This window comes from Pseudomonas sp. P105 (genome assembly GCF_032614175.1).
GTDB classification, from domain to species: Bacteria; Pseudomonadota; Gammaproteobacteria; order Pseudomonadales; family Pseudomonadaceae; genus Aquipseudomonas; species Aquipseudomonas rhizophila.
The window spans coordinates 2,948,925-2,967,523 of the sequence record NZ_CP126693.1; the positions used below are offsets into that span (position 1 = coordinate 2,948,925).

Annotated in this window: 19 protein-coding genes; 7 read left to right on the forward strand and 12 right to left on the reverse strand. The window is 60.5% G+C overall.

Features of this window, described 5'->3' with window-relative positions:
* Nucleotides 1-183 precede the first annotated feature (183 nt).
* Complete coding sequence (locus tag QOM08_RS13335) at nt 184-450, reverse strand: hypothetical protein (RefSeq protein ID WP_047226544.1); 267 nt, start codon at nt 448-450, stop codon at nt 184-186.
* Between the two features lie 340 nt (nt 451-790).
* On the opposite strand from QOM08_RS13335, the gene QOM08_RS13340 reads away from it, so the two are divergent.
* Entirely contained in the window at nt 791-2,116 is a 1,326-nt protein-coding gene (locus QOM08_RS13340) for a sigma-54 dependent transcriptional regulator (RefSeq protein ID WP_047226543.1), read from the forward strand.
* Nucleotides 2,117-2,235: 119 nt separating this feature from the next.
* Here the strand turns inward: QOM08_RS13340 and QOM08_RS13345 are convergent, their stop codons facing one another.
* From QOM08_RS13345 to QOM08_RS13385, 9 genes are all read right to left on the reverse strand, one after another.
* Nucleotides 2,236-3,513 (reverse strand): transporter, encoded by a 1,278-nt coding sequence (locus QOM08_RS13345; protein WP_316913158.1) that lies wholly within the window; start codon nt 3,511-3,513, stop codon nt 2,236-2,238.
* A 46-nt stretch (nt 3,514-3,559) separates the two neighbouring features.
* Nucleotides 3,560-4,306: a hypothetical protein gene (locus QOM08_RS13350; RefSeq protein ID WP_188251692.1), complete on the reverse strand. Its 747-nt coding sequence runs from the start codon at nt 4,304-4,306 to the stop codon at nt 3,560-3,562.
* Nucleotides 4,307-4,364: 58 nt separating this feature from the next.
* The gene (locus QOM08_RS13355; RefSeq protein ID WP_139050353.1) at nt 4,365-5,045 is read right to left on the reverse strand and encodes a C39 family peptidase; all 681 of its coding nucleotides are present in this window, start codon (nt 5,043-5,045) and stop codon (nt 4,365-4,367) included.
* Between the two features lie 65 nt (nt 5,046-5,110).
* A complete protein-coding gene (locus QOM08_RS13360) occupies nt 5,111-6,082 on the reverse strand; it encodes a hypothetical protein (RefSeq protein ID WP_047226539.1) in 972 nt (323 codons plus the stop codon).
* 63 nt (nt 6,083-6,145) lie between these two features.
* Nucleotides 6,146-6,724 (reverse strand): adhesin, encoded by a 579-nt coding sequence (locus QOM08_RS13365; RefSeq protein ID WP_139050352.1) that lies wholly within the window; start codon nt 6,722-6,724, stop codon nt 6,146-6,148.
* A 1-nt stretch (nt 6,725) separates the two neighbouring features.
* The gene (locus QOM08_RS13370; protein WP_047226537.1) at nt 6,726-7,175 is read right to left on the reverse strand and encodes a hypothetical protein; all 450 of its coding nucleotides are present in this window, start codon (nt 7,173-7,175) and stop codon (nt 6,726-6,728) included.
* Between the two features lie 320 nt (nt 7,176-7,495).
* Complete coding sequence (locus QOM08_RS13375) at nt 7,496-8,020, reverse strand: AAA family ATPase (RefSeq protein WP_047226536.1); 525 nt, start codon at nt 8,018-8,020, stop codon at nt 7,496-7,498.
* On the reverse strand, nt 8,017-8,580 hold the full coding sequence (pnuC, locus tag QOM08_RS13380) for a nicotinamide riboside transporter PnuC (RefSeq protein WP_047226535.1): 564 nt from the start codon (nt 8,578-8,580) through the stop codon (nt 8,017-8,019). The genes QOM08_RS13375 and pnuC overlap by 4 nt, the downstream gene beginning before the upstream one ends.
* Before the next feature lie 57 nt (nt 8,581-8,637).
* Nucleotides 8,638-9,126: a MarR family winged helix-turn-helix transcriptional regulator gene (locus QOM08_RS13385; RefSeq protein WP_047226534.1), complete on the reverse strand. Its 489-nt coding sequence runs from the start codon at nt 9,124-9,126 to the stop codon at nt 8,638-8,640.
* A 216-nt stretch (nt 9,127-9,342) separates the two neighbouring features.
* Here QOM08_RS13385 and QOM08_RS13390 point away from each other — a divergent pair, with 216 nt between their 5' ends.
* From QOM08_RS13390 to QOM08_RS13405, 4 genes are all read left to right on the forward strand, one after another.
* Nucleotides 9,343-10,173: a p-hydroxycinnamoyl CoA hydratase/lyase gene (locus tag QOM08_RS13390; RefSeq protein ID WP_003202420.1), complete on the forward strand. Its 831-nt coding sequence runs from the start codon at nt 9,343-9,345 to the stop codon at nt 10,171-10,173.
* 109 nt (nt 10,174-10,282) lie between these two features.
* Nucleotides 10,283-11,731, forward strand: coding sequence for an aldehyde dehydrogenase (locus tag QOM08_RS13395; RefSeq protein ID WP_316913159.1), 1,449 nt, complete (start codon nt 10,283-10,285; stop codon nt 11,729-11,731).
* A 143-nt stretch (nt 11,732-11,874) separates the two neighbouring features.
* Nucleotides 11,875-13,743, forward strand: coding sequence for a feruloyl-CoA synthase (locus QOM08_RS13400; RefSeq protein WP_047226637.1), 1,869 nt, complete (start codon nt 11,875-11,877; stop codon nt 13,741-13,743).
* A gap of 256 nt (nt 13,744-13,999) precedes the next feature.
* Nucleotides 14,000-14,713 (forward strand): GntR family transcriptional regulator, encoded by a 714-nt coding sequence (locus QOM08_RS13405; RefSeq protein ID WP_316913160.1) that lies wholly within the window; start codon nt 14,000-14,002, stop codon nt 14,711-14,713.
* A gap of 129 nt (nt 14,714-14,842) precedes the next feature.
* Here QOM08_RS13405 and QOM08_RS13410 read toward each other — a convergent pair whose 3' ends face one another.
* Both QOM08_RS13410 and QOM08_RS13415 read right to left on the reverse strand, forming a co-directional pair.
* Entirely contained in the window at nt 14,843-15,793 is a 951-nt protein-coding gene (locus QOM08_RS13410) for a PDR/VanB family oxidoreductase (RefSeq protein WP_316913161.1), read from the reverse strand.
* A complete protein-coding gene (locus tag QOM08_RS13415; protein WP_047226530.1) occupies nt 15,790-16,866 on the reverse strand; it encodes an aromatic ring-hydroxylating oxygenase subunit alpha in 1,077 nt (358 codons plus the stop codon). Before QOM08_RS13415 ends, QOM08_RS13410 begins: the two co-directional genes overlap by 4 nt.
* A 216-nt stretch (nt 16,867-17,082) precedes the next feature.
* Between QOM08_RS13415 and QOM08_RS13420 the strand changes: the two genes are divergently transcribed.
* Complete coding sequence (locus QOM08_RS13420) at nt 17,083-17,919, forward strand: AraC family transcriptional regulator (protein ID WP_316913162.1); 837 nt, start codon at nt 17,083-17,085, stop codon at nt 17,917-17,919.
* Nucleotides 17,920-17,972: 53 nt separating this feature from the next.
* Nucleotides 17,973-18,575, forward strand: a complete 603-nt coding sequence (locus QOM08_RS13425; protein WP_316913163.1) for a LysE family translocator — start codon at nt 17,973-17,975, stop codon at nt 18,573-18,575.
* Nucleotides 18,576-18,599: the final 24 nt, after the last annotated feature.

Below are 18,599 nucleotides of genomic sequence, written 5' to 3' on the forward strand. Positions count from 1 at the left end.
GCCTCTCCTTGCGTGTCGATAAGCCCGGAGGGGCGACGACTGCATGAGGGCAACATTCAATCCCTGAATGTGACAATGCACAACTATCAGACTCTGCAGAAACAGCAGCGAATCGTGCCAGAACACTGGCTTTTCGATCCAGTGCAAAGCCTGCAATCCATCATCAGGTTTACCGCTAAGGATTTACTCAGGCATGGACCAGGATTGCAGGGTGTAGCCTTCCTGGCTCAACTCGGCACGGGCCTGTTTCAAGCAGTCAGCCAGTTGGGCCGGGTCGGTGTAGGCACTGCTTGGAATCTGAGTGCGGCCAATATGAGTATTGGTGCGGTCAATGACGGTCAGGCTCAGTTCACCATTACCGTCTTGTGGAGCCCAGGCCACGCATTGAAAAGGACGAAAGGCGCGGTCGGCAATCAAAAGAGCTTCGTTGATACGGAGCGGGGCGTTCATGGCGTTATCTCTTAAGTATGCCCAATCAAATGATGTGCCGTCGGTTGGGCGTACCGGGCGGCTGGTTACTTGTACTGATGTCTTGTAAGGGGGGGCAGGTCACACATTCCTTAAATAAATTTCGATTTTCTTTCAGACCCGGCTTTTGGACTTTTGTTTGAAAGCTTGATGAAAGATTCCAGCGGGCGACAACTAACGAAACACGCGCTTATAACCACTTTAAAGCGAACTCGATAATCAATTGATACAAGCAGGTGTCAACTTCTTGCTACTGTTACATGCAGGTTCGCCAAACGACTGTTTTTCCTCATATTCCTTATTTTGGCGCCAAGGATCAGTCATGATCGAAGCCAGTACGTCGCGTCGTCTGCTCGTGGTTGATCCCTGCGATGATTGCCATCGCCTGTTGCCCGGATTACGCACCATTGGCTGGGACGTTGAGAGCTGTTCCCTGGAACATGCGGGCGATCGAACGTGCGATGTGGGCCTGTTGCGACTTCAACCTTTTCATCTGGAACGGCCGGAGGCGGTCAAGGAGTTGATCAGCCGCAGCGGCACCGAGTGGATCGCCGTCCTGAATCAGGAAGTGTTGCGTCTGAAGAATGTGGGGGACTTTGTCTGCGAGTGGTTTTTTGATTTTCATACCTTGCCATTCGACGTGTCCCGGGTTCAGGTGACTCTGGGCCGCGCCTTTGGCATGGCGCGTTTGCGCGGACAGGGCTCGATTCACATCAATGAGCCCGAACATGAATTACTGGGCGACAGCAAACCCATTCGGGAGCTGCGCAAATTGTTGAGCAAGCTGGCACCTGCCGAATCGCCAGTGTTGATTCGCGGTGAAAGCGGCACCGGCAAGGAGTTGGTGGCGCGCACGCTGCATCGCCAATCCCATCGGCGCAACAAACCGTTCATTGCCATCAATTGTGGCGCGATACCGGAGCACTTGATCCAGTCGGAATTGTTCGGGCACGAGAAAGGCGCTTTCACGGGTGCCCATCAGCGCAAGATCGGGCGGATCGAAGCGGCTCACGGCGGCACCCTGTTTCTGGATGAAATTGGCGACCTGCCGTTGGAGCTACAGGCCAATCTGTTGCGTTTCCTGCAGGAGAAACACATCGAGCGGGTCGGAGGCAGCCAGCCAATCGCCGTCGATGTGCGGATTTTGGCCGCCACCCATGTGGATCTGGAAGCCGCCATCGAGCACAAGCTGTTTCGTGAAGACCTGTATTATCGCTTGAACGTGCTGCAGGTGCTGATGGCGCCGTTGCGTGAACGCCATGGCGATTTGTCGATGCTGGCCAGCCACTTCTCGCATTTCTACAGTCAGGAAACCGGTCGCCGGCCTCGCAGTTTCAGTGAAGACGCGTTGGTGGCCATGGGCAAGCATGACTGGCCGGGCAATGTGCGTGAGCTGGCCAACCGGGTACGTCGCGGCCTGGTGTTGGCCGAGGGGCGGCAGATCGAAGCGATGGACCTTGGCCTGACAGGCCATCAAGGGCCGGTCGCGCCGATGGGCACCCTTGAAGACTACAAGACCCGTGCTGAGCGCCAGGCGCTGAGCGATGTGCTTAACCGGCACAGTGACAACCTGAGTGTTGCTGCCCGCGTGCTGGGCATATCCCGGCCGACGTTCTACCGGCTTCTGCACAAGCATCAAATCCGCTGAATCAAGCCTTGCACTATTCGATGTGGGGGCGAGCTTGCTCGCGGTAGCGGTGTGTCAGTCACCAACAGGTCACTGATCTACCACTATCGCGAGCAGGCTCGCTCCTACAGGGCACTGCGTTAGAAGTAATACGGGAATTTCAGGCTAAAGGTGAAGTCCGGTGCATCGTCGGTCAGACCGATGGACAGGTTGGGGACGATGGTCAGGTTGTCGCTGGCGGCTACGGTCATGCCGATGTTGAAGTAGCCGGCATTGGCGTCGCTGGAAACCACCGATTCCCAATCCCCGCCGTCCTGTTTGAGCTTGCTTTTCTTTTGTATGAGGTCGGAAACCGAGAACGACATACTCATCTTCTCGTTCAGCGCGAAGGCAATGCCCGCGCCGATCTGGAAGCTGTCGCCGATCCGCACCTTGCCCGGTATCCTCTGGTTGACGGTGGAGCTTATGTCGTCGAAGGACTCTTCGAAGTTATGGGTGTAGGAAAGGCTGCCGAACAGCACTGCCGGATCGAAGGTCTTGACCAGCGAGATCCCGGGTGTGATCGACCATACGCCGTTGCCGGTGGGCAGTTCTTCAGGCACGAACAGGTTGGTGTTGGCCTGGGATTGGCGCAGCTTGATGCCGAACGGCTCCTCGCCGGTTGGTGCCTTGACGCGCAGAGTGAGCACCGCGTCCGGGCTGTTGATCGATTCGTCCATGAACTTGTAGGCGATGCCGAAGTTGACGTCACCGATGGTGGGATCGCGGGTAACGGTTTCTTCGCTGGTCACCCCGGCTGCCCCTTGGTTGGCACCGCCGGACTGATAGGTGGATTCGCGGTAGACCACTGGTATGTTGAGGTCGAACTGCCAGCGATTGTCGAAGTTGTAACGGCCGGTGAGGTCCAGGGTCCAGGTGTCGGCCTTGATCCTGTCCAGGTTGATGTTGCCCAGGAAAATCGAGTCCAGGGCCAGGAAGCCGTTCAGAATCAATTGTCGTGTGTCGTAGCGCGAGTAGGTCACGCCGGTTTCGAAGCTGAACTTGCCACCGCCAAAAAAGCCGCTGGCCTCGTCATAGAGGTTGGAGACACTCTGGGCGGGCTGTGAATCATCGGCCAGAGACTGCCCGTAACCGCTGCCACCGGCCGCTGCGCCGCCAGCCGCAGTCTGGTTGCCTTTCATGTCGGCTGGGGATTTGGCCAGGCGCTTGGGCGGGGGAGCAGCGGGTTGATCCTCGACCTGGCGGACTCGCTGTTCGAGTACCGCCAGGGCTCTTTGCTGGACCTCGTATCGTTGTCTGAGCTCGAGAAGCTCCTGCTTCAGTGCTTGAATGTCGGCGTCAGGTGCTGCTTGCAGCAGGGGCGCCGGTAAAAGAGTGCTTACGCACATCACAGCGCGCAACGATACGGATCGATACATGAAATATGCCGTCCCTATTTGCCCAGTGGTCGCAAGGCAGCGTAGTTCAATATCCGAGATTGCGCAGTCCGCGCAGCTGGGTCAGGTTGCAGTCCAAAGCTCCGGCGCTGAGGCCGTTGTTGTTCAACACCACGTTGAGTTGCGTCATGTTGTTGACCAGGTTGCTGTTACCCAGCAAGCGAGTGTTTTGCAGCAAGCCGCCCTGGGCGACTTGTTGCAGAGAGCTACCCTGGTTGTGGTTGGCCTGGATCGCCATCTGCACGCCGCTGCCGGTGGCGGTGACCGCGACACTGCCGGCGGCGTTGCTGCCGCTGATGGTTTGGCCTTTGCTCAGCAGTTGGCCTTGAGCAGGCACCAATGCGGGTGCCTGGTTGCTTTCCCTGACGTTGATGCTGACGTTGTTGTAGGCGGAATTGCCATCGCCCGCGGCGCGCACGCTCTGGGTCACGCCCTGGCCACCGGCCAGGCCCGCGCCACCGACAATGTTGCCGCTGCCCTGTTGCGGGGCTTGGCCATTGCCGGTCTGCTTGATCGTTGAGACATAGAACTGGGGTTTGACGGTGGCCGCCTGGATTTGCATGGAACTGCTCGCACCAATCAGGTCGCCACTGGCGTTGCGCCAGGTGCTGCTCATGACGATGCCGAAGCTGATGACCCGTCCGGGCATGACATAGCGTCCACGCAGTTCGGCAAGCTCCTGATCCTTGACTTCGATGGGTTTGAATCCGGCGTGGGCATGGCCCGACACAGCCGCGGCAAGGCTGGCAAACACCAGCCAGCGTGAAGTTTTCATGTGCTGCTCCCGGAGCTTCCTGCTCCTTTTGTACTTATGGTTGGCGATTGGTCGGCGATTAGAAAAAGTCGCTCTGTATGAAACCAAAATCCATCAGCTCTGCATCTTTGACCGGATTGAACCCGTCCAGTTTGTTACGCGCCGTCAGCGGTTGCGGAGGGGTACGCAGTGCGTTGGTCTTGTCGTAACCCGGGCCGACGATGGCAAACACGATGCCGTTCCAGCCTTTGACGAAATCGTCATGGGCGTAGCGCTTGTGCCCCAGTACGGGGTCGGCGATATAGACCCATTGCCGGTCGGCTCGCTGCAATACCACGAAGTGCTTGTAGCCACGGATGTCCATCAGGACCACCACCGGAATTGTCACTGCCTCGAGCTTTTCTGGCGGTATCCGGTAGCCCCGGGCGCGCATGCCGATGCTTTCCACGTAGCGCTTCATATCGAGCATGGAAAATCCCTGGGTGCGGACCAGGTCATGGTCGGCTTTGACCAGCATGCCCTTGATGACGTGCTCTTCATCCACGTCAAGCCAATAGGCCTGGCGCAGTACCGTGGCCAGCGCGGCGGCGCCGCAACTGAAATCGGTTTTCTGTTCGACGATGTCACTGAACTTGCGCTCGCGCACACTCTGTACTGGCTTGTAGACCAACATGCCGCCGGGTAGGGCAGCGACCGGCATTTGCGCAGCTTCAGCCACGCCGGCCAGACAAAGGAGCAGAGAAAGGGCTGCCGCTCGCATGATCGATACGCCTTATGCACACCTGGGAAAGAAGCCCCGTTTCCGGGGCTTCGTTTCGATCGCGCTTACATGCAAGCCCTGCAACCGGCCGAAATGGACAGCGAGTTGCTTTGCTGGTTGCCCACGCCCGCCGACACGTTGGCGCCGCCGTTACCGGAGAAGCCGTTCATGGAGTTGGTCATGGTCGCGTTGTTGATGACAGGGTTTTTCCAGCCATCGCGGGTCAGCACTTGTTGAGTGTTGCTGCCGGCCAGTTCGAAAGTGCCCACGGCGGAGAACTTGAACTTGTCGTCATCGTGACCGCCGCCGTATCCGCCTCTGTTGCCCCAGCCACCATGGTCGTCGTCTTCGACGGTGCCGGTGCCTTTGGCCTTGAAGGTGCCGGAAGCGGCATAGGTGCTGGTGAGGGTGTCGGTCTTGTAGGTCCGTACGCCCTTGTTGTCGACCACAAGGCCGGTGGAAGACTGATCAGCCGAGGCTGCGGCCTCTGCGACACGTCCGCCCGATACAGCGATGGCCAGGTTGTTTTTCTGTTGGTTGAAGTTGCCGGCCGTCACGTTGATGCCGATGTTGCCGGAGCCATTGTTGCCCGCATTGGTGAGCGAGGCGTTGTTTCGGGTCGAGTTGTTTTTGACGTAGTTATTGTTATTGACCTGCATGGCGCTGGAGGTCGCGACCGCCGAGCCGAAGATGAATGCTTCGTCAGCGGTGGCAATGGCGGCGGCGTTGTCCTGCTGGTTGCCATCGCCGGCGGCGATGTTGGCGCCCATATTGCCGTTGCTGCCATTGAGCGAGTCAGCGGCTTCAGCCGTGTTGCGGGTGGCCTGGTTGGTCACCACGTTGCCGTCGCTGTTCTGCTCATCCATCACGGTCGCGCTAGCCCCGGCGGTGATCGAAAGCAGTTGTTCAAACGACGGACCTTGCGGACCGTGATTGCCATGCCCGTTGCCACGTCCGTTTCCATCAGCCTGTGCAGCCATTGCCATGACAGCGGCGAGAGCGAAAACCAATGGTTTAAGTGCCATTGTTGGTTTCATGGTGTTTCTCCTTGCGTGTCGTTGGTTAAGTGTCAGTACTTTCTTATGCCCACGTTTTTCGGGTCAGTCAGCGACCCGGATGCTCAGGGTGTTAGCCATGCGGTTCCCCACCCCGGCACTCTGGTTCACCTGGATAACCCCTCGGCTGCCGGTGAAGGCCTGGTCGCTGGTGACGACCTGGCGACTGCCGGTTGGGGTGCCAGTTGCTCCTGAGTTTGGTAACAGCGCCACGTTCTGTTGAGAAAGGGCGCTATCGTCGATGCTCTGCGGCCGGGCACTGATGCCCACCCGCATGACATTGGCCATCTGGTTGTTGGCGCCGGCGGACTGGTTCACGCCCAGTACTCCGTTGCCGTTGCTAAATGAGCTGCCGCCGATGCGGGCCGTTGCGTTCATCGACGGGTCGGCCGCGGTGTCCAGTCGTTGACGCACGACAGTGGTGGCCTGGGCGTGAGTGCCGATGGCGATGGCCCGGGTGTTGGTCTGCTGGGTCTGATCGCCAGCGGCCTGGTTGACGTTGAAGTTGCCGGTATAGCGGCTGCCGGAATCCTGCAGATTGGCATTGCTGATCACCGCCGCGCCCGGATCGGCGAACGCGGTGGACGAGCCGAGCAGGGCAAGCAGAAATAGGGTTGGCTTCATGTCACTGACCTCCGGCCAGCCGGCCCAGCGGGGCCAGCCCTGAACTCAGCGAGCGGTTGATCGTGCCGGAGATGGCACCACCGTTGCCGCCACCGTGACCGGCGCGCATGCCCGGCAAGCCGTTGGGGTTGGTCACGATGTTCAGACCTTGTACGCCGGTGTTGTTCGGGTTCACGGCGTTGCGGATCGACGAGCCGCTGGCGACGCTGGCGAATTCGCCGTCGCTCAGCTCAATGCTGGCGGTCGCTTGATTGACTCGATCAGATGGGTTGGCGTTGACGGTGCTCGGGTAGGGGTCTTTGCCACCGTTGCGACCGATATGAACGGGCTGTACGTCACGGGTGAGCACAATGACGCCGTTGCCCTCGGCCTGCACAGGGAGGCTGAACGTCGCGCCAGCGGCGCAGCCGATCAACAGCATGCAGGTCAAGCTTCTATTGAAAGTCCCCACGGCATCGATTCCTTCTTCGGTGGGCTGGCCTTGGTCCAGCGTTGCGAAGGAGGAAGAGCAGGTGTTGTGCCGGTTATAAAAAATCTATCAAATTCAATGGGTTGGTATATTTCAGAGGAATTTCGCCCAGCACCTGTTTCATCCGTGAGACAGGCCGATAGAAGGCTAATGGCCGGGCGCTATCGCTTGGCTCTGGTTCAAGGCTTCGCAGCAGGTGTTTCAAGAACCTGACAAAGGCACTGGAAAAACCATCGAAGTGCTCTGGAGCCGGGTTTGCCACGACTGGGGTGTTTCAAGAGTGGTACAAACAGAGGGGTAAATCAGGCTTGGAGCAGTCGAGTCACGGTTGCAAACACCCGTTCCCGACGTTGCGCCCAATCGCCTTCAATAACCTGGAAGGGTTGCTGATGCCGAACCAGCCATTGCTCGATAGCCTCGAAAAACCTCATTCGGTCTTCCAGCTCGGGTTGGCAGCGCAGGCCGTCGCCCGTCCATTCGACCTGTTGCGGGCTCAGCAGCAGGTGCAAGTCGTAATGGCGTGCCAGCAAGGCCGGCTCCAGCCAGCTTGGGCAGTCGCCGAACAGGGTTTGGCTCCAGAGGATGTTGCTCAACAGGTGGGTGTCGAGGATCAACAGCGGTGGTTTACCGGCGCGGGCTGCGTCTTCCCAGGCCAACTGTCCTGCGGCGATATCGGTGATGTCTGACAGGCGGGTCTCACGCGGATTCTGCTCCATGAAGTGGCGAACGTATTCGTCCACCCGCAAGCCGCCGAAGTGCTCCTGCAACTGCGCCGCCAGCCAGCTCTTGCCGCTGGACTCCGGGCCGGTGAGCACCATCACCTTCATGTGCGCAGGACCGGGTCGGCGCGCCATTCGCGCCAGCCTTGTACGGCCAACAGGGTGAACAAAGCGTAGAGCGCAGCGGTCAGGTACAGGTCCTTGTAGATGAACAAGCCCACGAAGATGATGTCCAGGGCGATCCACAACGGCCAGCATTGCACGCGTTTTTGCGCCATCCACCACTGCGCCACGAGACTGAAACCGGTGAGTGCAGCGTCGAGCCAGGGCTGGGCGGCGTCGGTCCAGTGCGCCATGGCAGCACCCAGCATCAGGCTGCCTGCCGCGCCGACCGCCAGGCCACGCAATACTGAAGGCGCGCCCAGACGGGTGATTTGTCGCCCCTCATGATGCTGCCCCGCACGAGTCCATTGGTACCAGCCATAGAGTTGCAGTACGGCGTAGACACACTGCAGCAACATGTCCGAGTACAGCTTCACTTCGAAGAAGATCCAGCTATAGAGCAGCACCATGACCAGGCCGATCGGCCAGCACCAGGGGTTCTGCTTGACGGTCAACCAGACAGCAATCACGCCGAGGGCTGCGGCAAACAGTTCAAGCCCGGACATGGCGATTCCTTGGGTAGTAGGAGAAGGCGGCGATTGTAAACGCTGGCGCCCGTTTTTCTATGCCTGGTAAACCTTCTTGAGCAGGCGCAGCAATTCTTCGCGCTCGGCACCGTCAAGCGTTGAGGTGGAGTCCAGGTCGCTCTGTGCGGCGATTTGCTTGAGTTCCTTGAGCAGGGTTTCGCCGGTTTTGCTCAGGAATATCCCGTAGGAGCGTTTGTCGGGCTTGCACCGCACCCGCACGGCCAGTGCCCGGCTTTCCAGCTTGTTCAACAGGGGCACGACTTGCGGCGGTTCGATCGACAGGGCCTTGGCCAGATCGGTCTGCATCAGGCCGGGGTTCTGGTCGATGATCGCCAGGGCCGAAAATTGGGCGGGCCGCAGATCGTGGATGGCGAGTCGACCGATCAGGTTCTGGAACAGTTTCAACTGGGCGCGACGCAGGGCGTAACCGATCAGATCATCCAGCGCGGAGTCCAGCGGGGCCTGTGCGTCGGTACCGCTGGCCTGGGGCTCGGCGGGTTCGGCAAGCTTGGAAGACTTGGCCATCGGAGGGAGCATCCTCAAGGTGAGTGATTAACAAGGCTATCCATTTTGCCGAGGTTGAAGCGCGATGGCTATGGTGGATATCGAAATCGTGATTTGTCGCTTTGTCCTGTCCGTTGGGAAAAATACAGATAAATGGATTAATAGTTAATTGACATAACTAGTTTTCGAGTTTAATTTTTGCTCATCTTCAGCCAAGAACAAGAGAGCACGCCCGCCATGAGCAATTACGAAGGTCGCTGGAAAACGGTCAAGGTCGATATCGAGGAAGGCATTGCCTGGGTCACCCTCAATCGTCCGGAAAAACGCAACGCCATGAGTCCGACGCTCAATCGCGAGATGATCGACGTGCTGGAAACCCTGGAGCAGGACCCGGCCGCCGGTGTACTGGTGCTGACCGGGGCCGGTGATGCCTGGACGGCCGGCATGGACCTCAAGGAGTATTTCCGCGAAGTGGATGCCGGGCCTGAAATCCTGCAAGAAAAAATCCGTCGCGAAGCCTCCCAGTGGCAATGGAAACTGCTGCGCATGTACGCCAAGCCGACCATTGCCATGGTCAATGGTTGGTGCTTCGGTGGCGGCTTCAGCCCGCTGGTGGCGTGTGACCTGGCGATCTGCGCTGACGAGGCGACCTTCGGCCTTTCGGAAATCAACTGGGGCATCCCGCCCGGTAATCTGGTCAGCAAGGCCATGGCTGATACCGTGGGCCATCGCCAGTCGCTGTACTACATCATGACCGGCAAGACCTTTGGCGGGCAGAAAGCCGCCGAGATGGGACTGGTCAACGAAAGCGTGCCCCTGGCGCAACTGCGCGAAGTCACCGTTGAGCTGGCGCGTAACCTGCTGGAGAAAAACCCGGTGGTGTTGCGAGCAGCCAAGCACGGGTTCAAACGCTGCCGCGAACTGACCTGGGAGCAGAATGAGGATTACCTGTACGCCAAGCTCGATCAGTCGCGCCTGCTCGACACCGAGGGTGGTCGCGAGCAGGGGATGAAGCAGTTCCTCGACGACAAGAGCATCAAGCCGGGGTTGCAGACCTACAAGCGCTGAGACGACGGCGCGGCGGGTGCCTATCCTGCGCCCGCAGGCTGTTGTTCAAAAGCCCTTGGCGCTACTGTGAATGTGTTCCCTATAAAGACAATAAAGAGGAATCACCATCATGCTGGACGTGCCCCTGTTGATCGGCGGCCAGTCGTGCCCCGCCCGTGACGGTCGGACTTTCGAGCGTTGCAATCCGGTAACCGGTGAAGTGGTCTCCCGTGTGGCGGCTGCCACGCTGGAGGATGCCGACGCCGCCGTGGCCGCCGCGCAAGCTGCGTTTCCCGTCTGGGCAGCGCTGGCGCCCAATGAGCGCCGCACGCGTCTGCTGCGTGCCGCCGAGCAATTGCAGGCGCGCACTGGCGAGTTCATCGCCGCTGCCGGCGAGACGGGCGCCATGGCCAACTGGTACGGTTTCAACGTGCATCTGGCGGCGAATATGCTGCGCGAAGCCGCGTCCATGACCACCCAGATCAACGGCGAAATCATTCCTTCGGATTTGCCCGGCAGTTTTGCCATGGCCCTGCGTCAGCCTTGCGGCGTGGTGCTGGGTATCGCGCCGTGGAATGCCCCGGTGATTCTCGCCACCCGCGCCATCGCCATGCCGCTGGCCTGCGGCAACACCGTGGTGCTCAAGGCTTCTGAAATCAGCCCGGCGGTGCACCGCTTGATTGGCCAGGTATTGCAGGACGCCGGACTGGGCGATGGCGTGGTCAATGTCATCTGCAATGCCCCGGCAGATGCGCCGGCCATTGTCGCGCGGCTGATCGCCAACCCGGCGGTACGCCGGGTCAATTTCACCGGCTCGACCCATGTCGGGCGCATCGTTGGCGAACTATCGGCGCGCCACCTCAAGCCGGCATTACTGGAACTGGGCGGCAAGGCGCCGTTGCTGGTGCTGGATGACGCTGACTTGGATGCAGCGGTAGAAGCCGCCGCCTTCGGGGCGTACTTCAATCAGGGGCAGATTTGCATGTCCACCGAGCGGCTGATCGTCGATGCCAGCGTGGCCGATGCCTTTGTTTCCCGGCTGAGCGCCAAGATCGCCACCTTGCGTGCCGGTGATCCTGCGGCCGGTGATTCGGTATTGGGTTCGCTGGTAGACGTCAGTGCCGGCCAGCGTATCAAGGGGTTGATCGACGATGCCTTGGCTAAAGGCGCGACGCTGGTGGCGGGAGGGCAACTGGACGGCAGCATTCTGCAGCCGACCTTGCTCGACGGCGTCACTCCAGACATGCGCCTGTACCGCGAAGAATCTTTCGGTCCGGTGGCCGTGTTGCTGCGTGGTGAAGGCGACGAAGCCTTGTTGCGTCTGGCCAACGACTCCGAGTTCGGCCTTTCGGCAGCCATTTTCAGCCGCGATACCACTCGGGCGTTGGCTTTGGCCCAACGGGTCGAGTCGGGCATCTGCCACATCAATGGTCCGACCGTGCACGACGAGGCGCAGATGCCCTTCGGTGGGGTCAAGTCCAGCGGTTACGGCAGTTTTGGCGGCAAGGCGTCCATCGAGCATTTCACCCAGTTGCGCTGGGTGACGATGCAGAACGGCGCCCGGCATTACCCGATCTGATATCCGTCGCATTGCGGGCGGCGGCGCGTGGACATCGCCGGCCCGATGCAGGCCAGACATAACAATAACAAGGCCGCAGCCAGATGCTGCCACGCTCCGCTCGCTTCGCGCGGGTTCGGCGTGCCTTGATGGAGGAAATGTACGTGAGTGTTGAGTTCAGATCGTCCTCCCGAGCCGGCCCCGGGCGCTATCGCCAGGTGTCGATTGGTCATCCAGCCGTTGAAGTCAGAGAAGAGCAGGGCATCCTGCACATGCGCTCCCTGGAGCCGTTGGCTGCGTTGCCGACGCGCTTGCTTGATCGCCTGGTGCATTGGGCCGAGGTGCGCCCGCAACAGACCTTTATTGCAGCCCGCCAGGCGGGCGGGGACTGGCGTCGAGTCAGCTATGCTCAGATGCTCGACAGCGTGCGGGCCATCGCTCAAGGTTTGTTGAGCTATGGCCTGTCAGCCGAAAAGCCCCTGGCGCTGCTATCGGGTAATGACATCGAGCACCTGCAAATGGCCCTTGGCGCGATGTACGCCGGGATCCCTTATTGCCCGGTGTCGCCGGCCTATTCGTTGCTGTCCCAGGATTTCGCCAAGCTGCGGCACGTTTGCGATTTGTTGCAGCCGGGGCTGGTGTTTGTCAGCGAGGCCGCGCCGTTTGAGCGGGCGATCAATGCGGTGTTGCCGGCGGACATTCCCTTGATCACGGTACGTGGGGAAATGGCCGCAAGGTCCAGGGCAAGCTTTGCCAGCCTGCTGGCGCAACCCGGTGGTATTGAGGCCGAGCGGGCCTTTGCCGCCACCGGACCGGACAGCATTGCCAAGTTTCTCTTCACCTCGGGCTCCACCAAGCTGCCCAAGGCTGTGATCACTACCCAACGCATGCTCTGCGCCAATCAGCAAATGCTGTTGCAGACCTTTCCGGTGTTCGGTGAAGCGCCGCCGGTATTGGTGGATTGGTTGCCGTGGAACCACACATTCGGTGGCAGTCACAACGTCGGCATCGTGTTGTACAACGGCGGCACGTTTTACCTGGACGACGGCAAGCCCACCGCCCAGGGCTTCGCCGAAACCTTGCGCAACCTCAAGGAGATTTCTCCCACTGCGTACCTGACCGTGCCCAAAGGTTGGGAAGAGTTGGTCAGTGCCCTGGAGCAAGACGGCGAGTTGCGCGAGCGGTTCTTCGAGCGCATCAGTCTGTTCTTTTTTGCCGCAGCGGGTCTGTCCCAAAGTACTTGGGACCGGCTCGACAAGGTCGCCGAACAGCATTGCGGCGAACGCATTCGCATGATGGCCGGGCTGGGCATGACGGAGGCGTCGCCGTCCTGCACTTTTACCACCGGGCCGTTGTCCATGGCCGGTTACATCGGCTTGCCGGCACCCGGCTGCGAGGTGCGGCTGGTGCCGGTGGACGGCAAGTTCGAAGGGCGCTTCCGCGGACCGCACATCATGCCCGGCTACTGGCGCTCGCCGCAGCAGACCGCTGAGGTGTTCGACGAAGACGGTTTTTACTGTTCGGGCGATGCGATCAAGTTGGCCGATCCCCATGACCCGCAATTGGGCCTGATGTTTGACGGACGGATAGCCGAGGACTTCAAGCTGTCCTCCGGGGTGTTCGTCAGTGTCGGGCCGCTGCGCAACCGAGCGGTGCTGGAGGGGACCCCGTACGTCCAGGACCTGGTGGTGACCGCGCCGGATCGCGAGTGCCTGGGCGCGCTGGTGTTCCCACGGCTGGCTGAATGCCGGCGCTTGTCAGGCCTGTCCCCGAGCGCCAGCGATGCCGAGGTCTTGGCCAGCCCACCGGTACGCCAGTGGTTTGCCGATTGGCTGCAACGTCTTAACCGCGAGGCAAGCGGCAACGCCAGCCGCGTAGAGTGGATTGCCTTGCTCGATGAGCCACCCTCCATCGACCGTGGTGAAATCACCGACAAGGGCTCGATCAACCAACGGGCGGTGTTGCAATGGCGCGCGGCGAAAGTCGAGGCGCTGTATTGCGGCGAAGATCTGTCGATCCTGCGGGCGAACTAGTCGGTCCAGACCCAAAATCCGTGACAGCAAGGCTTGCCATCAATGTTGTCTGGTCTGCCGCCATCGCGAGCAGGCTCGCTCCCACAATGGGTCTGCCATAGATCCTTGTGGGGGCGAGCCTGCTCGCGATGGCGGTCTGCCTGCCCCGCTGATTTTCCTGCGCTCGATTGCTCTTGCGTTCGCTCCATACCCCCGCCGTGACACACCGTCCCAAGCCTTCTACTATGGCGACTCTGTTTTCTCTGGAAGAACCTGGATGAGTAAGCCCGGCCAAACGGTGCTGGTCGCATTGCGCAGGATGATCGCCTCAGGCGAGCTGGCGGGCGGTGAGCGCTTGATGGAAATTCCCACGGCTGAGTTGTTCGGTGTTTCGCGAATGCCGGTGCGCATGGCGTTTCGTACCCTGGAGCAGGAAGGGCTGCTGGTGCGCTTCGGTGGTCGCGGATTCCAGGTGCGCTCGGTCAGTGCCGAGGAAATCGCCGGGGCCGTGGAGGTGCGTGGTGTGCTCGAAGGCCTGGCCGCGCGGCAAACGGCCGAGCGTGGCTTATCCGAAGAGGGGCGAGCGGCACTTGAACAATGCCTGGTGCAGGGCGACGAACTGTTTGCCAAGGGCTATGTGACCGAGGATGACCTTGAGGTCTATCACGACTTGAACATGCGCTTTCATCAGGTGATCGTCGAGGGCAGCCATAACCCGGCGATTGCCGATGCCCTGGCTCGCAACGATCACCTGCCATTTGCCTCAGTCACCGCCCTGGCGGTGGATCGTCAGAACATGACCGGCGAATTTCGCCGCTTCAACTACGCCCACATGCAGCACCACTCGGTGTTCGATGCGCTGATCCATCGCCAGGGAGCCCGCGCCGAGGCAATCATGCGCGAACATGCCAATGCGACTTTGCGTTATGCCGAGGTGTTCGGCTCGACGTTGGCTGATGAGCGGATGAAGGTGATTGTTCGGTCGCAGTGAGCGCGCATACGGCTGTGGGAGCTAAGCTTGCTTGCGATAGCCGTCTGTCAGCCGATAGCAATGCTGACTGAGTCGCCGCCATCGCGAGCAAGCTTTGCTCCCACAAAGCTCTTCCCACAGGGTATTGGGTCAGATATCCAACACCAAAAGTGGCGTCTTCGAGCGGGAGCAGCACGGCGTGAACTGGTCGTTGCAAGCCTGTTCAGCCTCGGTCAAAAACATGTCCCGGTGCTCCGGCACACCTTCCAGCACACGCGTCAGGCAGGTGCCGCACACGCCCTGTTCGCAGGAGATCGGAATCTCGATGCCATGGCTTTCCAGCACCTGGACCACGCTTCGGTCGGCGGGTACTTCGAAGATCTGGCCGCTGCTGGCGACTTTCACCGAGAAGCTGCCGTCCGAGCGGGTGTCGGTGGGCGCAGCGGCAAAGTACTCGCGGTGCACACAGCTTTCCCGCCAGCCCTGAACCTTGGCGGTGTCGAGGACATGCTGCATGAAGCCACCGGGACCGCACACATAGAGGTGCAGATCCTCACTGGGGGCGGCAAGGACCCTGGCAGCGTCCAGCATGGTTGCAGGCTCTTCATCGAAATGCAGAAACACCCGGTCGGCATAAGGCGACTGCCGCAAGCGTTCGATAAAGGCTGCACGCTCCCTGGACCTGGCGCAGTAATGCAGCTCGAACGCCGCACCGCTCTGGGCCAGGTGTTCGACCATGCACAGGATCGGCGTAATACCGATACCGCCGGCAAACAGCAGGCTACGTCGAGCCTCGGGGGCAAGGGGGAACAGGTTGCGCGGTTCGCTGATCAGCAAGCGCGCGCCTGGCAGAATCTGTTCATGCAAATTGCGCGAACCGCCTCGGGACGCGGCATCCTTGAGCACCCCGATGAGGTAGCGATGCCGTTCCTCGGGATGATTGCACAGCGAATACTGACGAATCATGCCGTTGGGCAGGTGTACGTCGATATGGGCACCGGCGGTGAACGCCGGTAAAGGCTGGCCGTCGACACTCGTCAGCTCGTAGCTGCAAATGTCCTGGGCTTCGTTGTGTCGCGCCGTGACCTGGACTTCAATCATGCTCGCTGCTCCCCCTGATGGGTGCTGGCAATCAATCCCGCTTGTGGCTCGCGCTCACGGGCAATCCAACGATCCAGCACTCGACGCGACTGCACGCCGCCGGCATCGATATTGAGCTTGAGCAGGCTGCGTTGCGGGTGATCCAGCAGGTTGCGCTGCTGGCGTTCGAGCATCTCCAGGTCTTCGCTGAAAATCTTGCCCTGGCCTTCGCGAATGCTGGCGGTCAGTGCTTCGTCCTGGGGCTGGAAGTGCCGGGCCATGCCCCAGAAGTACCAGATGGATGTCTCGGTTTCCGGGGTGATGAAGTCCACCACGATGCTGGACGCCTTGAACTGCGGCGCGGCGTGATACCCGCCGTTGCCGGCATGGGCCACGCCGACTTCGATCAGGACGTGGCTGGGCGGGGTGAAACGGCAGATCTGCCAGCGGTCCACCGGCACGTCGTCGGCCAGGTTGTTGCCGCGCAAGGCCATGCGCCAGAAGGGCGGGGCCATGATGTTTTCCATGTGCCGGGCGGTGACCACTTCGTCACCTTCGACCGTGGTCACCGGCGGCGCCTCGTCGATTTCCTTCTGGCCGATGCTGGAGGCGTGCACGTAGGTTTCGTGGGTCAGGTCCATCAGGTTGTCGATCATCAGGCGGTAATCGCACTGGATATGGAACAGACCGCCGCCGTAAGCCCACTCGTCACTTTCGGCCCATTCAAGATGATGAATCAGCGTCGGGTCAGCCAAGGCCTGGTCACCGGGCCAGACCCAGATAAACCCATGACGCTCCTGCACCGCAAACGTCTTGTTGCAAGGGAACCCTCGCACCCGTTGCCCGGGCATTTCGACGGTCTTGCCATCGCACCCCATCACCAGCCCGTGATAGCCGCACACCAGGTTACCGTTTTCGACATAACCCAAAGAGAGCGGGGCGCCGCGATGAGGGCAGAAGTCCTCGACGGCCGCGACCTTGCCTTCATGCCCACGGTAGAAAACCATCTTCTCGCCGCAGATCTGGCGGCCCAGAGGTTTGTCAGCGATTTCATCGGGGGTGCAGGCAACGTACCAGGTGTTCTTGGGATACATGACGGATCTCCGGGCGGATGTTGTTGTGCTTATGGATCCATTAACTCTCTTAACTATTTCGGTTGTCAATATTTTTGGTGTCCTGGTAGACGGTTGGCAGTCTTTAATGGATCCATTTGCTTCGTTTTCGACGAAAACAAAACTGCACAAATCTTCCAGACACCCTCGCCGCCAGCGGTTAACCTGCTCGTGCTGATACACAAAACGAGACTGCCCATGACAACGCGCAACTGGATCGATCTCAAGCAGGACGCCACGTCCGGCATCGAGACCGTGCGCGCGCATTTCGAGGGGCATGCCTACGATCCCCATTGGCACGACGCCTATCTGGTGGGCGTGACCGAACAGGGCGTGCAGCAGTTCCATTGTCGCCGCCAGCAGCACAACAGCACGCCGGGCAAGGTGTTTCTGCTCGAGCCTGGCGAGTTGCATGACGGCAACGCGCCCCACGCCAGCGGTTTCACCTATCGCACGTTGTACCTTGAGCCACAGTGGCTGGAGCGCGAACTGCGGTCGTTGTTCGACGTGGCTCCGGATAATGCACAGCTGGGATTTGCCGCCACCCTGGCCGACGATGCGCGGCTGGCGAGCGCCACGGCCATGGCGTTCCAGAGTTTGCATCAGCAGGAGATGCGCATCGTGCGCCAGACGGCCCTCGACACCTTGCTGGCCAACCTGACCCAGCACCTGCACTGGCGTGCGCGGATCAATCCCGATCCGCGCCTGCCATTGGTGGCGCAGCAGGCCCGTGATTATCTGCACAGTCATCTGAGTGAAGACATCGGGCTGGATGACCTGGCACGGGTCACCGGGGTGGACCGTTTTCGCCTGACCCGGGCGTTCAAGGCCGCGTTCGGTCTCGCCCCCCATGCCTATCTGATCCAGTTGCGCCTGGCCGGGGCCCGGCGCTTGCTGGCCCGTGGCGAAAGCGCGGTGGCGGTGGCGGCGAAACTCGGGTTTGCCGACCAGAGTCATTTGGGTCGCTGGTTCCAGCGCGCCTATCGCCTGAGCCCGGCGGACTACCGCAAGCGTTGCTCAAACGTTCCAGACTGAGCGCGGTTGGGTGGGGATGATCAGGCTACGATCATTCACCGAGATGTTGCTCCATGGACCAGTTGCTGCCGTTCGCCTTGTTCGCCTTTGTTGCCTCCATCACCCCGGGCCCGACCAATATCCTGGTGCTGAGCCACAGCTCGCGCTTTGGCCTGGCGACCACCTTGCCAATCATCCTCGGCGCCTGCGCCGCCGCAGCCTTGTTGGTGTTGTTGGTGGGCACCGGATTGGGCGATGTGCTGGCCCGTCATGCAACGCTCCAGACTTTGCTGTCATGGGCCGGAATTGCCTGGTTGAGCTGGATGGCCTGGCAAATATTCAGCACGCCAGTCCAGTCCATCGACCCTGAGCGACCCATTGAGGGTCCGCGTCTTGGCTTGGCGGGGGCGGCCGGTTTGCAGTTGGTCAATCCCAAGACCTGGATGATGGCATTGGCGGTGGTCAGCGTCTTCGCCGGCACCGAGGCCGACCGCACCGTGCGGGTGCTCTGGCTGTCCCTGGCGTTCTTCGCGATTTCGATCCCATGCATGACCGCCTGGGCGTATCTGGGCCTCGGCGCCGCCAGATTCTGCCGATCCACCGTGGCCATGGGGCGGTTCAATCGGATCATGGCGGTGTTGTTGCTGATGTCGGCGTGGTTGACGTTGGTGGTGTGATCCTGATCAGGCGCAAGCATTTGA

Bases quoted from the DNA above. Each gene is read 5' to 3' on its own strand.
- QOM08_RS13405 (WP_316913160.1), top strand. From the start codon at position 14,000: ATGAGTAAGCCCGGCCAAACGGTGCTGGTCGCATTGCGCAGGATGATC.
- QOM08_RS13355 (WP_139050353.1), bottom strand. From the start codon at position 5,045: ATGCGAGCGGCAGCCCTTTCTCTGCTCCTTTGTCTGGCCGGCGTGGCT.
- QOM08_RS13350 (WP_188251692.1), bottom strand. From the start codon at position 4,306: ATGAAAACTTCACGCTGGCTGGTGTTTGCCAGCCTTGCCGCGGCTGTG.
- QOM08_RS13360 (WP_047226539.1), bottom strand. From the start codon at position 6,082: ATGAAACCAACAATGGCACTTAAACCATTGGTTTTCGCTCTCGCCGCT.
- QOM08_RS13375 (WP_047226536.1), bottom strand. From the start codon at position 8,020: ATGAAGGTGATGGTGCTCACCGGCCCGGAGTCCAGCGGCAAGAGCTGG.
- QOM08_RS13415 (WP_047226530.1), bottom strand. From the start codon at position 16,866: ATGTATCCCAAGAACACCTGGTACGTTGCCTGCACCCCCGATGAAATC.
- QOM08_RS13410 (WP_316913161.1), bottom strand. From the start codon at position 15,793: ATGATTGAAGTCCAGGTCACGGCGCGACACAACGAAGCCCAGGACATT.
- QOM08_RS13395 (WP_316913159.1), top strand. From the start codon at position 10,283: ATGCTGGACGTGCCCCTGTTGATCGGCGGCCAGTCGTGCCCCGCCCGT.
- pnuC (WP_047226535.1), bottom strand. From the start codon at position 8,580: ATGTCCGGGCTTGAACTGTTTGCCGCAGCCCTCGGCGTGATTGCTGTC.
- QOM08_RS13420 (WP_316913162.1), top strand. From the start codon at position 17,083: ATGACAACGCGCAACTGGATCGATCTCAAGCAGGACGCCACGTCCGGC.
- QOM08_RS13340 (WP_047226543.1), top strand. From the start codon at position 791: ATGATCGAAGCCAGTACGTCGCGTCGTCTGCTCGTGGTTGATCCCTGC.
- QOM08_RS13345 (WP_316913158.1), bottom strand. From the start codon at position 3,513: ATGTATCGATCCGTATCGTTGCGCGCTGTGATGTGCGTAAGCACTCTT.
- QOM08_RS13335 (WP_047226544.1), bottom strand. From the start codon at position 450: ATGAACGCCCCGCTCCGTATCAACGAAGCTCTTTTGATTGCCGACCGC.
- QOM08_RS13390 (WP_003202420.1), top strand. From the start codon at position 9,343: ATGAGCAATTACGAAGGTCGCTGGAAAACGGTCAAGGTCGATATCGAG.
- QOM08_RS13365 (WP_139050352.1), bottom strand. From the start codon at position 6,724: ATGAAGCCAACCCTATTTCTGCTTGCCCTGCTCGGCTCGTCCACCGCG.
- QOM08_RS13425 (WP_316913163.1), top strand. From the start codon at position 17,973: ATGGACCAGTTGCTGCCGTTCGCCTTGTTCGCCTTTGTTGCCTCCATC.
- QOM08_RS13385 (WP_047226534.1), bottom strand. From the start codon at position 9,126: ATGGCCAAGTCTTCCAAGCTTGCCGAACCCGCCGAGCCCCAGGCCAGC.